The sequence below is a fragment of the Pseudonocardia sp. genome, from assembly GCF_035305885.1.
Classification (GTDB): domain Bacteria; phylum Actinomycetota; class Actinomycetes; order Mycobacteriales; family Pseudonocardiaceae; genus Pseudonocardia.
The window spans coordinates 40,687-54,306 of the sequence record NZ_DATGOP010000080.1; the positions used below are offsets into that span (position 1 = coordinate 40,687).

At 74.0% G+C, this 13,620-nt stretch carries 15 protein-coding genes and 1 pseudogene; 13 read left to right on the forward strand and 3 right to left on the reverse strand.

The window, feature by feature from the left end:
* Window positions 1–92 precede the first annotated feature (92 nt).
* The 5 genes from VKZ81_RS16700 (at window position 93) to VKZ81_RS16720 (ending at window position 3,910) form a co-directional block, all read left to right on the forward strand.
* Window positions 93–1,442, forward strand: a complete 1,350-nt coding sequence (locus tag VKZ81_RS16700) for an SLC13 family permease (RefSeq protein WP_324242498.1) — start codon at window positions 93–95, stop codon at window positions 1,440–1,442.
* A 3-nt stretch (window positions 1,443–1,445) separates the two neighbouring features.
* Window positions 1,446–2,216 carry an enoyl-CoA hydratase gene (locus tag VKZ81_RS16705; RefSeq protein ID WP_324242499.1) on the forward strand — a complete coding sequence of 257 codons (771 nt, stop codon included), beginning with the start codon at window positions 1,446–1,448 and terminating at the stop codon, window positions 2,214–2,216.
* Between the two features lie 122 nt (window positions 2,217–2,338).
* Window positions 2,339–3,043 carry an IclR family transcriptional regulator gene (locus VKZ81_RS16710; protein WP_414709393.1) on the forward strand — a complete coding sequence of 235 codons (705 nt, stop codon included), beginning with the start codon at window positions 2,339–2,341 and terminating at the stop codon, window positions 3,041–3,043.
* 103 nt (window positions 3,044–3,146) lie between these two features.
* The gene (locus VKZ81_RS16715) at window positions 3,147–3,437 is read left to right on the forward strand and encodes a hypothetical protein (RefSeq protein ID WP_324242501.1); all 291 of its coding nucleotides are present in this window, start codon (window positions 3,147–3,149) and stop codon (window positions 3,435–3,437) included.
* Between the two features lie 89 nt (window positions 3,438–3,526).
* A complete protein-coding gene (locus VKZ81_RS16720) occupies window positions 3,527–3,910 on the forward strand; it encodes a DUF6401 family natural product biosynthesis protein (RefSeq protein ID WP_324242502.1) in 384 nt (127 codons plus the stop codon).
* Window positions 3,911–3,914: 4 nt separating this feature from the next.
* On the opposite strand, the gene VKZ81_RS16725 is transcribed toward VKZ81_RS16720, so the two are convergent.
* Window positions 3,915–4,568 (reverse strand): TetR/AcrR family transcriptional regulator, encoded by a 654-nt coding sequence (locus VKZ81_RS16725; protein ID WP_324242503.1) that lies wholly within the window; start codon window positions 4,566–4,568, stop codon window positions 3,915–3,917.
* A gap of 77 nt (window positions 4,569–4,645) precedes the next feature.
* On the opposite strand from VKZ81_RS16725, the gene VKZ81_RS16730 reads away from it, so the two are divergent.
* The 3 genes and pseudogenes from VKZ81_RS16730 (at window position 4,646) to VKZ81_RS16740 (ending at window position 8,476) form a co-directional block, all read left to right on the forward strand.
* Window positions 4,646–5,161 carry a 2Fe-2S iron-sulfur cluster-binding protein gene (locus tag VKZ81_RS16730; RefSeq protein WP_324242504.1) on the forward strand — a complete coding sequence of 172 codons (516 nt, stop codon included), beginning with the start codon at window positions 4,646–4,648 and terminating at the stop codon, window positions 5,159–5,161.
* On the forward strand, window positions 5,158–6,159 hold the full coding sequence (locus VKZ81_RS16735; protein ID WP_324242505.1) for an FAD binding domain-containing protein: 1,002 nt from the start codon (window positions 5,158–5,160) through the stop codon (window positions 6,157–6,159). Before VKZ81_RS16730 ends, VKZ81_RS16735 begins: the two co-directional genes overlap by 4 nt.
* Window positions 6,156–8,476 (forward strand): annotated as a pseudogene (locus VKZ81_RS16740) (xanthine dehydrogenase family protein molybdopterin-binding subunit). Before VKZ81_RS16735 ends, VKZ81_RS16740 begins: the two are co-directional and overlap by 4 nt.
* An 81-nt stretch (window positions 8,477–8,557) precedes the next feature.
* On the opposite strand, the gene VKZ81_RS16745 reads toward VKZ81_RS16740, so the two are convergent.
* Window positions 8,558–9,361: a mechanosensitive ion channel family protein gene (locus VKZ81_RS16745; RefSeq protein WP_324242506.1), complete on the reverse strand. Its 804-nt coding sequence runs from the start codon at window positions 9,359–9,361 to the stop codon at window positions 8,558–8,560.
* A 612-nt stretch (window positions 9,362–9,973) separates the two neighbouring features.
* Between VKZ81_RS16745 and VKZ81_RS16750 the strand changes: the two genes are divergently transcribed.
* Window positions 9,974–10,291, forward strand: coding sequence for a hypothetical protein (locus VKZ81_RS16750; RefSeq protein ID WP_324242507.1), 318 nt, complete (start codon window positions 9,974–9,976; stop codon window positions 10,289–10,291).
* A gap of 90 nt (window positions 10,292–10,381) precedes the next feature.
* Window positions 10,382–10,690 carry a pyridoxamine 5'-phosphate oxidase family protein gene (locus VKZ81_RS16755; RefSeq protein WP_324242508.1) on the forward strand — a complete coding sequence of 103 codons (309 nt, stop codon included), beginning with the start codon at window positions 10,382–10,384 and terminating at the stop codon, window positions 10,688–10,690.
* 95 nt (window positions 10,691–10,785) lie between these two features.
* On the opposite strand, the gene VKZ81_RS16760 is transcribed toward VKZ81_RS16755, so the two are convergent.
* Window positions 10,786–11,316 (reverse strand): GNAT family N-acetyltransferase, encoded by a 531-nt coding sequence (locus VKZ81_RS16760; protein WP_324242509.1) that lies wholly within the window; start codon window positions 11,314–11,316, stop codon window positions 10,786–10,788.
* Window positions 11,317–11,354: 38 nt separating this feature from the next.
* Here VKZ81_RS16760 and VKZ81_RS16765 point away from each other — a divergent pair, with 38 nt between their 5' ends.
* The 3 genes from VKZ81_RS16765 to VKZ81_RS16775 all read left to right on the forward strand — a co-directional run bounded on the left by VKZ81_RS16765 (window position 11,355) and on the right by VKZ81_RS16775 (window position 13,604).
* The gene (locus VKZ81_RS16765) at window positions 11,355–11,912 is read left to right on the forward strand and encodes a helix-turn-helix domain-containing protein (protein WP_324242510.1); all 558 of its coding nucleotides are present in this window, start codon (window positions 11,355–11,357) and stop codon (window positions 11,910–11,912) included.
* A gap of 70 nt (window positions 11,913–11,982) precedes the next feature.
* Window positions 11,983–12,684, forward strand: a complete 702-nt coding sequence (locus tag VKZ81_RS16770) for an MBL fold metallo-hydrolase (RefSeq protein WP_324242511.1) — start codon at window positions 11,983–11,985, stop codon at window positions 12,682–12,684.
* Between the two features lie 44 nt (window positions 12,685–12,728).
* Entirely contained in the window at window positions 12,729–13,604 is an 876-nt protein-coding gene (locus tag VKZ81_RS16775) for an ABC transporter ATP-binding protein (RefSeq protein ID WP_324242512.1), read from the forward strand.
* Window positions 13,605–13,620 lie beyond the last annotated feature (16 nt).

Below are 13,620 nucleotides of genomic sequence, written 5' to 3' on the forward strand. Positions count from 1 at the left end.
GCTCCGAGTGGGTCGAACCATACTCCGTCCGGAAGCAATCTTCCGCAATGCGGAACGCCCCCCTCCGCCGCCGCTGCCGTGAGGAACTGCGCATGACCATCCACGTGGTCTCGATCCTGTTGCTCGTGGTCGCGTTCGTCATCGCGACCCTGCTGCCGATCAACCTGGGGGCCATCGCGCTCGTCGCGGCCTTCATCATCGGCTCGATCGTCCTGGAGGGCACGCCGGACGACATCGCCGACGGTATCTTCGCCGGGTTCCCCGGCGGCCTCTTCGTGACGCTGGCCGGCGTCACGTTCCTGTTCGCCATCGCCAGGGCCAACGGAACGGTCGACTGGCTGGTCCACAAGGCGGTCCGCAGCGTGCGCGGCCGCATCGTGTTCATCCCCTGGATCATGTTCGCGGTCACGGCCGTGCTCACCGCTGCCGGATCGGTGGTGCCGGCCGCCGTGGCGATCATCGCCCCGGTCGGGCTGAGCCTCGCGGTGCGGCACCGCATCAACCCCGTGCTGATGGGTCTGTCGATCATCAACGGGGCCACCGCGGGCGGCTTCTCGCCGATCAGCATCTTCGGCGGGATCACCAACGGCGTGGTGGCGGAGGCGGGGCTGCCGGGCAACCCGTTGATCCTGTTCCTCGGCAGCCTGATCTTCAACATCCTGCTCAACGTCGTGATGTTCTTCCTGTTCGGGGGCCGCGAGCTCTTCGGGCGGGTGGCGGAGCACGCCGCCGTGGCGCCCGCCCACGAGGTCGCACCCGGCGGCGGCCCCGGCGCCGCCTCGAGCCGCACGACGGGGGCCACCGGGGCCGGGTTCACCGACGGCGAGCCCGCGCCGGTCACCACGCTCGACCTCAACCGGTCGCTCACCCTCGTGGCGCTGCTCGGCGTCGCGGTGGGGGCGCTGGGCTTCCAGCTCGACGTCGGCCTGCTCGCGGTCACCGCGGCCGTGCTGCTCTCGTTGGTCGCGCCGAACGCCTACAAGGGCGCGGTCGCGCAGGTCGCGTGGCCGACGGTGCTGTTGGTCTGCGGTGTCGCCACCTACGTCAACCTCATGGAGGAGAACGGCACGATCGACGTGCTGGGGGAGGGCGTCGCCGCGATCGGCTCCCCGGTGATCGCCGCGCTGCTGATCTGCTTCATCGGCGCCGTCGTGTCGGCGTTCGCCTCCACCACCGGCATCCTCGCCGCGCTGATCCCGCTCGCCGTGCCGCTCCTGCTCGGCGGGCAGATCGGGGCCGTCGGGGTGATCACGGCGCTCGCGATCTCCTCGTCCGTGGTGGACTCGAGCCCGTACTCGACGTCGGGCGCGCTCACCGTCGCGAACTCCCCGGAGGAGCACCGCGACTACGTCTACCGGCGCCTGCTCCAGTGGGGCATGGCGATGGTGGTGGTCGCGCCGATCGTCACGTGGATCCTGCTCGTGCTCCCGGGTTGGCTGTAGCGCATGAGCGACCTCCTCGTCGAGCGGGACGGGCCTGCCCTGCGGGTCACGTTCAACCGCCCCCACGCCCACAACGCCCTGACCTTCGCGATGTACGAGGGCGTGCACGAGGCCTGCGAGAAGGCCGACGCCGACCCGGACATCCGGGTGCTCGTGCTGCGCGGCGCGGGCGGGAAGGCGTTCGTCTCCGGCACCGACATCGGCCAGTTCGAGGGCTTCGACGGTGCGGCGGGCGTCGAGTACGAGGAGCGGATGACCCGCGTGCTGCGGCGGCTGGAGGACACCGCGGTGCCCACCGTCGCCGCGGTCGACGGCTACTGCGTCGGGGGCGGGCTCGCCCTCGCCGCGACCTGCGACCTGCGGATCGCCACCGCGGCGTCCCGGTTCGGGGTGCCGATCGCGCGGACGCTGGGCAACTGCCTGTCGATGGACACGGTCGCCCTGCTGGTGGCGCACCTCGGCCGCGCGCGGGCGGCGGACATGCTGCTGCGCGCCCGCCTGCTCGACGCGGCGGAGGTGCACGCCGCGGGGTTCGTCACCCAGCTCGTCGACGACGCCGCGGCGCTCGACGCGGCGCTCGACGAGACGGTCGCGACGCTCGCGTCGCACGCGCCGCTGTCGATGTGGGCGACCAAGCAGTCGCTCGCGCGGCTGCGGCGGGCCGGCCTGCCCGACGGCGACGACATCGTCGCGCGGGTGTACGGCAGCCGCGACTTCGCCGCCGCGGTGGCCGCTTTCGCCCGCAAGGAGCGTCCCACCTGGACCGGGGAGTGACCGCGAGCGCCTAACCTGGAAGGCCAGGATCACGCAGGAGGAACACGGTGGGCGCAGTGACCCGGCCGGACCGCGGTGGCGGCGTGCAGTCCCTCGACCGCGCGTTCGCCCTGCTCGAGCACATGGCCGACGCCGGGGGCGCCGTGGCGCTGTCGGAGCTCGCCGCCCGCTCCGGCCTGCCGCTGCCCACCATCCACCGGATCGTGCGCACGCTCGTCGCGTCCGGGTACGTCCGCCAGCTCCCGTCCCGCCGCTACGCGCTCGGCCCGCGCCTGATCGGACTGGGCGACGCCGCGTCCCGGATGCTCGGCGAGTGGGCCCGCCCCCAGCTCACCGAGCTCGTCGACCAGGCCGGGGAGACCGCCAACCTCGCGATGCTCGACGGCGACGCGGTCGTCTACGTCGCGCAGGTCCCCTCGCGGCACTCGATGCGCATGTTCACCGAGGTCGGCAGGCGCGTCCCGGTGCACTGCACCGGCGTGGGGAAGGTGCTGTTGGCCCAGCTGCCGCCCGGCGAGGCCCGCGCGATCGTCTCCCGCACCGGCATGCCGGCCCAGACCCCGCACACCATCACCGACCCGGACCGGCTCGAGCGCGAGCTCGAGCGCATCCGGGCCCAGGGCTACGCCGTCGACGACGCGGAGCAGGAGCTGGGTGTGCGCTGCGTCGCCGTCGCGGTGCCGGGCGGGCCCGCGTCGACGGCCCTCTCGGTCTCCGGGCCCGAGACGCGCCTGACCTGGGCGGCGGTCGAGCGGATCGTGCCGTTGCTGCAGGCGGCGGCCGCCTCGCTCGCCGGTCATCTCGACGCCCGGGGAGCGATGGCGTGACCAGCAGGTAACACTTCTGGGTTACTCCCCCGGTTGCCGGATGCGAAGCGGCCGCATGGCTGGTAGGTGGTTGCGGGTACCCCCGACCAGGGAGGTGAGCGGCATGGAGTGGACCGCTGACGACGACCAGCAGCTCGCCGAAGCCGTGCGCCGGCACGACGCAGGGGAAGACCCGTGTGCCCGTCCCGGTGAGACGACGGTGCCGGAATGGGTCATGATCTCGATCGTGCTCGGCCTCGTGGCCCTCACCGGGTCGGTGTTCGCCGTGGTCGTGGTGGCGGCGTTCGGGTCGGTCTGGTGGCTGTTGCGCACCGCCGACGCCGTCGCCCCCACCGAGAACGACGCGGGCCGCGAGGCACGGGGGCCGTTCGGCGGGCCGGGCATCTGGCTCTGACCACCGGTTGCTGCAACCCTCGGTAGTCACTGCGGGGTTGGTCACGGGCGGGTCCCCCCGCCCGATCGGGGGAGATAGCCTGCTCAGCCGTGTCAGGACTGTTCGACCGCGTCGCCGATCATCACGCTCAGCGGTGGTTGGCCGGCCTGATGGACCAGTTGGGTGAGGCCGGGTTGGCTGCTGCCGCGGCCGTGCCGGCGCTGATGGCGGCGGTCGACCAGCACGCCGCCGCCGTGCGCGACATCCTCCTGCTGGGCGTCGAGGGATCGGCGGCCGCCGCGGGAGTCGTCCTCCTCGCCGGCTACGCGAAGGGCCTGCTCGATCAAGCCGGCACCACCGCGGCCGAGCTGCGCGCAGCGGTGGGGGAGCACTGGCACCGGGCCGACTGGCTCACCGTCCGCGTGCTCGCCGTGTGTGCGCTGAGCCGCGACGACCGCTGGCACCGCACGCCCGCTCCGCTGTTCGAGGCCTGAGGGCTCAACCCGCCATCAGGCCGCGCAGGTAGGTCCGCACGAACCGGGCCATCGACTCCCGGAAGTCCGGGGCCGCGGCCAGCTCCGGGTTCTCCGCGTACAGGGCCTGTACCTGCGGTGACGGGTGCGCCGCCTGCCACAGCCCCGCGGCCATGACACCCGTGGTCATGACCAGGTCGTGGCAGCCCTCCGCGTCGAGCGCGGGGATCGCCCGCTGCAGCGCGGGCACCACCTGCTCCATCGACGCCCTCATCGCCAGCTTGAACGCGCGCACCGCGTCCGGCGAGACCTTGCGCTCCAGCGTGAGCGGGGCGAAGAGCAGCAGCTGGCACAACAGCGGCCGGTCGGCCACGGAGCCGGCCAGCACGTCGGCCACCTCGTGCGGCTCGCGGTCCGCAACCGACAGCGCCGCGAGCACGCCCGCCGACCACTCGGCGAACTCCGTCTCGGCCAGCCGCAGGAAGATCTCCTCGCGCGTCTCGAAGTACTTGAGCAGCGCCGACTTGTGCATGCCGACCCGCGCCGCGATGTCGGCGAGGCTCACCACGCCGACCCCTTCGCGCAGGGCGAGCTCGCGCGCCGCGTCGAGGATCGCGGCGTAGCGCTGCCGCTTCTGCTCGGGGCGCCGGGCGCGTCGGAAGCCGGCCTTCGTGGTCATCGCGAACGACCCTAACCCGCCGAATACGGAAACGGCGTTGACTTGTTAAGACAACGGCGTTGCCTTATTGTGGCGCCGTGATCCCGGTGAAGCTGCGCGTGAACGGAACCACGGAGCTCCTCGACCTCGACCCGCGGGTCAGCCTGCTCGACGCCCTGCGCGAGCACCTCGGGCTGACCGGCACCAAGAAGGGGTGCGACCAGGGGGCTTGCGGTGCCTGCACGGTGCTCGTGGACGGCGAGCGGATCGCGGCGTGCCTCGCGCTCGCCGTGCAGTACGCCGAGCGGGACATCACCACGATCGAGGGCGTCGGGCAGCCCGGCCGGCTGCACCCCCTGCAGGAGGCGTTCGTGCGGGAGGACGCCTTCCAGTGCGGCTTCTGCACCTCGGGCCAGATCTGCTCGGCGCTGGGGATGCTCGCCGAGCACCGCGCCGGGATGCCGAGCGTGGTCACCCCGGACGTGTCCGCCGAGGACATCCCGCTGACCGAGGCCGAGATCAAGGAGCGGATGAGCGGCAACCTCTGCCGCTGCGGCGCCTACGAGGGCATCGTCGACGCGATCGAGGCCGTGGCCGGGGAGGGCGTCCGGTGAGACCGTTCTCCTACGTCAGCGCGCCCGACCTGCCCGCCGCGCTGGACGCGGTCGCGGCCGGGGCGCGGCCGCTGGGCGGCGGCACCAACCTCGTGGACCTCATGCGCGCCGACGTCGAACGCCCCGAGGCGCTCGTCGACGTCACCGCGCTGCCGCTCGCCGGGGTGGACGAGCTGCCCGACGGCGGGCTGCGCATCGGCGCGACCGTGCGCAACAGCCACCTCGCGGCGGACAAGCGGGTGCGCTCGCGCTACCCGGTGCTCGCGCAGTCGGTGCTCGCCGGTGCGTCGGGGCAGCTGCGCAACATGGCGACGGTCGGCGGCAACCTCCTGCAGCGCACCCGCTGCCCCTACCTGCGCGACCACGCGGTCGGCTGCAACAAGCGGGAACCCGGGTCCGGCTGCGCCGCGCTCGACGGCGTCCACCGCGGGGCGGCGGTGCTGGGCACGAGCGAGCACTGCATCGCGGCGCACCCGTCCGACATGGCGGTGGCGCTGGCCGCGCTCGACGCGGTCGTCGAGGTGCAGAGCGTGCGCGGGACCCGCCGGATCCCGTTCTGCGAGTTGCACCGGCCGCCGGGCGCCACGCCGCACGTCGAGACCACGCTCGCGCCCGACGAGCTGATCACCGCGGTCGAGCTGCCCGCGGCGCCGCTGGCCCGCAACTCGCACTACCGCAAGGTGCGCGACCGGGCCTCCTTCGCGTTCGCGCTGGTGTCGGTGGCGGCGGCGCTGGAGGTCCGCGACGGGCGGGTCGCCGAGGTGCGGCTCGCGCTCGGCGGCGTCGCCACCACCCCGTGGCGGGCGCGCGAGGCCGAGGCCGTGCTGCTGGGCGCGCCGGCCACCGAGGAGACCTTCCGGCGGGCGGCCGCGGCGGAGCTGGAGCCCGCCGCCCCCCGGCCGGACAACGCGTTCAAGGTCGAGCTGGTGCAGCGCACGATCGTGGCGACGCTGCGACAACTCGCCGGGGGGCGACTCGCCGAGGGAGGTGCGGCATGACCCAGGCGCCGGAGCGCTCCCGGCCCACCACGGCCACCCCGCCCACCACGGTCACCGGGCCCGCCGTCGGGCGGGCGATCGACCGCGTCGACGGCGCGGTCAAGACCACCGGCGCGGCCGAGTACACCGCCGACCGGCCGTACCCGGACCTCGCCCACGCCACGCTCGTGCACGCCACCATCGCCCGCGGGCGGATCAGCGCCATCGACACGGCCGACGCCGAGGCGGTGCCCGGCGTGCTGGCCGTCGTGACCCACCGGAACGCGCCCGCGCTGAAGCCGGCGCCGACCCGCATCAACCCGTTCGACCTGTCCACGATGGCGTCCGGGACCACGGTCGATTACCTGGGCAGCGACGAGGTGCACTGGAACGGGGAGCCGGTCGCGGTCGTCGTCGCGGAGACCCTCGAGGCCGCGACGGAGGCCGCCCGGCGGGTGCGGGTGACCTACGCCCCGACGGCCGCCGTCACCGACTTCCGCGCCGCGCAGGACTCGGCCGTGCCCGCGCGCGGGCTGCCGATCATCCCCGACGGCGGGCGCAAGGGCGACGCCGAGCAGGCCCTGGCCGCCGCCCCGGTCTCGGTCGACCGCCGGTACACCACCCCGCCGCAGAACCACAACGCCATCGAGCCGCACGCCACGACCGCCGTCTGGGACGGCGACCGGCTCACCGTCCACGACAGCACGCAGGCCATCGAGTTCGTGCGCAGGCACCTCGCGCTCCGGTTCGGCGTCCCCGCCGACGGGGTCCGGGTGATCGCCTCGAACGTGGGCGGCGGCTTCGGCGGGAAGGGCTTCATCTGGGCGGGCACCCTGCTGTGCGCGATGGCCGCGCGGGTGGCCGAGCGTCCCGTCCGCCTCGCGCTGTCGCGCGAGGCGGTGTACCGCACGGTGGGCGGGCGCGCGCCCACGGTCCAGCGCGTGGCGCTCGGCGCGGAACGCGACGGCACGCTGACCGCGCTCGTGCACACCGGGATCTCGCAGGTCGGGCGGGTCGGCGGCCGGCCGGAGCCGGTGGGGTCGCAGTCCCGCCACCTCTACGCGGCCCGGAACATCCTCATCCGCCACAGCAGCGCCACCCTGGACGCGCTGCCGAACTCGGCGATGCGCGCGCCGGGAGAGGCAGTCGGGTCGTTCGCGCTGGAGTCGGCGATGGACGAGCTGGCGGGCGAGCTGGGCATCGACCCGGTCGAGCTGCGCATGCGCAACGAGCCCCAGCGGGACCCGGTCAGCGGCAAGCCGTTCACCCACCGCAACCTGCGCACCGCGTACGCCCGCGGCGCGCAGCGGTTCGGGTGGGCCGACCGGCCGCCGCGGCCCCGGTCGATGCGCGACGGGAGGCGGCTGCTCGGCTGGGGTGTCGCCACCGCGTTCCACATGCCGATCCAGTTCACCGCCGACGCGACCGTCCGGCTGGGCGTGGACGGCACCGTGCTGGTCCGCTGCGCCTTCCAGGAGATCGGCGTGGGCGCGGGCACCGTGCAGTCCCAGATCGCGGCGGACGCGCTCGGGTGCCGGTCGAGGCGGTCACCGTCGAGCACGGCGACTCGGCGCTCCCGACCGGGCCGATGGCCGGCGGCTCCGGGCAGACCGCCACGGTCGCCGCGAGCGTGCTGCGGGCCTGCGAAGAGCTGAAGCGGTCCGCGCTCGCGCTGGCCCAGCGCGCGCCCGGCTCGCCGCTGCGCGGGCGCAGGCTCGACGAGCTGGCGGCCCGCGACGGCGGGCTCTTCGCCGCGGACGGCTCGGGCGAGACCTACGCGCAGATCCTCGCCCGGGCGGGCCGCCCGTCGCTCGAGGGACGGGTCGGGGCCAGGAGCGCGGTGGGGCGGGTCGCGAACCAGGTGCGGTTCCTCGCCGGCGTGGTCGACGACCAGCGCCGCCACGTGCGCGCGGCGACCGGCGCCCACTTCTGCGAGGTCGCGGTCGACGAGGACACCGGCGAGGTGCGCGTGACGCGCTGGGTCGCGGTGTTCGACGTGGGGCGGGTGATCAACCCGAAGACCGCGACCAGCCAGCTGCGCGGCGGGATCGTGATGGGGATCGGGGCGGCGCTGACGGAGGAGACGCTCGTCGACCCGGGCAACGGCCGGATCGTGAACGCGACCATGGCCGACTACCACGTGCCGGTGCAGGCCGACGTACCGCCGATCGACGTCTCCTACCTCGACGAGCCGGACCCGACCACCCCGCTCGGCCTGCTCGGGGTGGGGGAGGTCGGCATCACCGGCGTCGCGGCGGCGATCGCGAACGCCGTGCACCACGCGACGGGGGTGCGGGTCCGGGACCTGCCGATCACCCCGGACCGCCTGCTGGGCTGACTCCCTCGGGGACGAGACAGGGCCACGGCGGGGCCGGCCCTCGTGGGTTCCGGCCCCGCCGGGTGCTCGTCGGACTTCCTCTTACGGCCTGCGCACGTCCGTGGTCTGGTCGGCCGCCGTGTCCATGCGGGTGCCGACGGGGTCGGTGGCCTCGGCCGGCGTCGTGGCCGGGCGAGCGGCGTCCTCGCGGCCGCGCTCGTAGGCCTGCGCGTGGGCCTTCGCCATCGGCGCCTCCTGCTCGGCACGCTCCAGCCAGCGCTCCCAGCGCTGCTGCATCGGCCGCACGAGGCCGCCACCGACGCCGACGATCAGGACGCCGGCGACCGTGGCCAGCACGGCGATGAGCACCGGCATGGTGACCGCGACCGCGACCCCGATCTGGCTCAGCGCCGCGATCACGCCGAGGGCGATGATGAAGATGGAGGCGATGTTCGCGAGCACGCGGCCGTAGGAGAGCCCGCCGGTGACGCTCGAGACGAGGTCCTTGACGGCGGCCGCGATGGCCGAGGCGATCACCACGATGATGATCGCCACCGCGATCCGCGGCAGGAACGCGACGATGGCCGCCAGCATGTCGCTGATCGGGTTGGGCCCGAACACGCCGAACGCGAGCTGCAGCGTGAGCAGCAGCACCGCGTAGTAGACGACCATGGCGATCAGATCACTCGCGTCGTACTGCGAGCGCGCGAGGGCCTGCCCGATCCCGCCGCGCTCCACCGCGCGGTCGAAGTGCAGGCGCTCCAGGACGGTGTCGGTCAGCTTGCGCAGCCCCTTCGCGATCAGCCATCCGATGAAGAGGATGACGAGGAAGAGCAGCAGCTGCGGTATGAAGACCGCAACCATGCGCATGGCATCGCCGAGCGCCGCGCCGAGGTTGTCGAACATCGGAACTCCCAAGTCGGTGGATGTCGCACCCTGTGGATGCCCATCCCAACCCGTTCCACACCAGGTCGACACGCAAATGCGCACGACCGGTGGTCACCCTGGAGTGGGCGGGAGTGCCGATCAGAAGCGGAAGCGGAAGCCGCGCCTGCGACGGTGGCTCGCGTCGCGCTCCGCGCAGGCCGGGCACAGCTCGCCGTCGGGGGCGACCATGGGCGCCGGCGTCACGACGTGACCGCACACCGCTGAGTACTGACCGCCGCGATAGGCGATGCCGATCGCGAGCTCCTCGTCCGGGACGGAATGGCAGCGACCGTCCAGGACGCAGGTGACAGAGATCGTGGAACTCCCGCCGCCGTCGGACGGTTCCGAGTGCCCACGCGGTCTGCTCACGGTCCCCACTCCGCCACAGGTCCACCCTCCGGGGCGGCGGCCGCACGCGGCCGTGCCACCCACCGCATCCAGTGTGTCGCTCTCCGCTTGCAAACGCAAGAGGAATCTGCAACCTGCTACCGCAAGCGGAATCTGCAACGTGCTGCTGCACGTGCATCCGTCGCGCTCGTTCGTCGCCATCGTCTGCCGCTTGCGCCCCGCCGGCCCAGTAGGCTCCGGTTCGTGATCCGTCGTGCCGCTCTGTCGGCGATGTCCGTGCTCGCGGCGTTCGTCCTGGTCGCCGGGTGTGGGAGCGGGGGTTCGAACGTGGACTGCGGGCTCGACGGCTGCACCGTCACGTTCCCGCGCAGCGGCGACACCCTCGTCTCGGTGCTCGGGGTCGAGGCCCGCCTGATCGGTGTCCAGGACGGCGTCGCCGAGCTGGAGGTGGCGGGCCGGCGCATCAGCCTGCCGGTGGGCGGCGAGACCGAGGCGGGCGGCCTCGTGGTGGGGGTCGACCAGGTCACCGACACCGAGGTCGTCGTCCGGGTGCGGGCCTGAGGTGACCGCGATCCCCGAGGTCTTCCACGACCTGCTGCGCTCCCGCGCGGTCGCGTTCATCGCGACGATCGGCAAGAACGGCGCCCCCAGGTGACCCCGCAGTGGTTCCTGTGGGACGGCCAGCGGCTGCGCATCAGCCTCGTCGAGGGCCGCCAGAAGCTGCGCAACCTGCGCCGCGACCCGCGGATCGCCGTGGCGATCGCCGACCCGGACCGGCCCACCTCCTACCTGGAGCTGCGCGGCCGGGTGAGCGACCTCGTCCCCGACCCCGGCTTCGAGCTGGAGCGCGCGATCGCCGAGAAGTACACCGGCCGGTGGGAGGACGTGGAGCCGCCGGGCACGATGCGCTACGCCACGAGCGTGGTCGTCGAGCGGATCACCTCGCAGCTGGGGCACTAGCCGGCGCCGGGCTCCGCGGACCCGATCCCGGCCTGCTCGCCTCGGGGTGGGTGGTTGCGTCGGGTGCACCACCGAGTTCCGGGTTCCGCGGGACCTCAGGCCGGCTCCGCCGGCGGATCCCCTGAGTCGCCGGTGAGCATCCGCTGCACCCACGCCACGTCGTGCCACCGCCCGTGCTTCCACCCGATCCGCCGGTAGACGCCGACCGGCTCGAACCCCATCGCCCGGTGCAGGCCCTCGCTCGCCTCGTTGGGCAGGGTCATGCCCGCGAGGGCGGTGCGGTAGCCCCGCTCGACGAGGCGGGAGAAGAGCGCCTCGTAGAGGGCGCGGCCGGCGCCGGTACGCCGCCGCCCGGGCTCGAGGTAGACGCTGGTCTCGCACGCCCACCGGTACGCGGGCCGCGACCGGAACGGGCCCGCGTAGGCGTAGCCGACGACGCGGCCGCCGTCGGCCGGGTCCTCGAGGACGACCCACGCGTGCGTGCGCTCCGCCGCCGTGATCCGCTCGGCCATCTGCTCCGGCGTCGGTGGGTCGTACTCGAACGTGATCGCGGTCCCGGTGACGTAGGGCGCGTAGATCGCCGCGCAGGCCGCGGCGTCCTCGACGGTGGCCGGACGGACCTTCATGCGACGATGATAAACAAGTTTGTCACTATAGTGACAGCGTGTCGGAGAGGTTGACCGAGTCGCTCGCTACCGCGCTCCGGGAGGCGCGCACGTCGCGGGGGCTGTCGATCAGCGCGCTCGCCGAGCGGGCGGGGGTGTCCCGGGCGATGATCACGAAGGTCGAGCGGGGCGAGGCGCAGCCCACGGCCGTGCTGCTCGCCCGGCTGGCCGCGGCGCTCGGCATGACGCTGTCGGAGCTCGTGGCGCGCGCGGAGGACGGCGGGGGCAGGCTCGTCCGCGCGGCCGACCAGCCGGTGTGGACCGACCCGGCCACCGGCTACCGGCGCCGGACCGTGTCGCCGGCCGGTGGCCGGCCGCTCGAACTGGTGGAGATCGAGCTGCCGGCCGGGGCGGAGGTCGCGTACGCCGCCGACTCCTACCCCGACGTCCACCAGCAGATCTGGGTCCTCGACGGGCACCTGCGCCTGCACGAGGGCGACGCGGTGCACGAGCTCGACACCGGTGACTGCCTGCAGCTCGGCCCGCCGGTGGCGCGCACCTACGTCAACCCGACCGACCGGGTGTGCCGGTACCTCATCGCGCTCACCCGCCGCTAGCGCCGGCGGTCGGTCCGCCGGTGGCGAACACGCGTGCGCGGCGGGGGACCGGGCGTCGACGATTCCGGCCGTGGACATCGTCGACCTCGCCCCCGACCTGCGCATGCTGCGCTTCCCCACCGGCCAGGCGTACGCGCTGCGGGACGGGCGGGACATCACGCTGATCGACACGGGGCCGCCCGGCTCCGCCGACGCGATCGCGGCCGCGCTGGACGGCTGGGGCCGGGTGCGGCGGGTCGTGCTCACCCACTACCACGCCGACCACGCCGGTTCCGCCCGCGAGGTGGCCGCCTGGCCGGGCGTCCAGCTGGCGGCGCACCACGCCGACGCGCGGGTCGTCCGCGGCGAGGCGAAGGGGGAGTGGCCCACCTTCACCCCGGCCGAGCAGCAACTGCACGCCGTGGTCGCCGCCGGCCTGCCCGACCCGCCGGACGTGGCGCAGGCGCGGATCGACCTCGACCTCGACGACGGCGACGTCCTCGACGGCCTGCAGGTGATCTGGACGCCCGGACACACCCCGGGCAGCATCGCGCTGCGCCACGAGGAGCGCGGGATCCTCTTCACCGGCGACACCGCGGCCGAACACGAGGGCGCGGTGTTCCTCGGCCCCTTCAACATCGACCGGGGGCGGGCGAAGGAGTCGTTCCGGCGGCTGGCCGCGCCCGGCGCCGCGGTCGTGTGCTTCGGCCACGGCGCCCCGTTGCTGGGCGACCGGGTCGGCCTGCTGGCCGCCGCGGCGAACGCGCCCGAGGTGCCCGACCCGCTCGGCTGACCCGGCCGTCCGGCGCGCGGGAGGCTGATCGTTACCATCCGATCGTGCTGAGCGTCCGGGGGCTGACCAAGATCTACGGTGGCCGGCCCGTCGTCGACGACGTCTCGTTCGACCTGCAGCCCGGCACGGTCACCGCGTTCCTCGGCCCGAACGGCGCGGGCAAGTCCACGACCCTGCGGATGATCACGGGGCTGACGCCGCCCACCCGGGGCGGCAGCTGGATCGCGGGCAGGCCGTTCCGCGACTGGCCCAACCCGGCCCACGTCGCAGGGGTGCTGCTCGACGCCTCGGCGGTGCACCCGGGCCGCACCGGCGGCGCGCACCTGCGCAACGCGGCCTCGCTGATCGGGGTGCCCGCGCGCCGGGCCGACGAGCTGATGGTGCAGCTCGGGCTGGGCGACGCCGTGCGCAAGAAGATCGGCGAGTACAGCCTCGGCATGCGACAGCGGCTCGGGCTCGCGCACGCCCTGCTCGCCGATCCGCCGCTGCTCATGCTCGACGAGCCGATCAACGGGCTGGACCCGGTCGGCATCCGGGCCGTGCGCGAGCTGCTGCGCGGCCACGCCGCGCGCGGGGGCACGGTGCTGCTGTCCAGCCACGTGCTGTCCGAGGTGGACCAGACGGCCGACCGCATCGTCATGATCGGCAACGGCCGGGTGGTCGCCGACGGGCCGATCCGCGAGCTGCTCGCGTCCCACCAGTCGCTGGTGCGGGGGCCGGACATGCAGGCGATCGCGAACGCGCTCATGCGGGCGGGCGTGCGCATCCAGCCGAGCCCCGACGGCCAGATCCTCGCCGACGCGCCGAGCGACCGGGTCTCCGACATCGTGTTCGCGGCGGGCGTGCGGGTGCACGGCATCACCGACCACCAGCAGAACCTCGAGGAGCTGTTCTTCCGGCTGTCCGGAGGCGGGCGATGACGACAGGGCACGGACC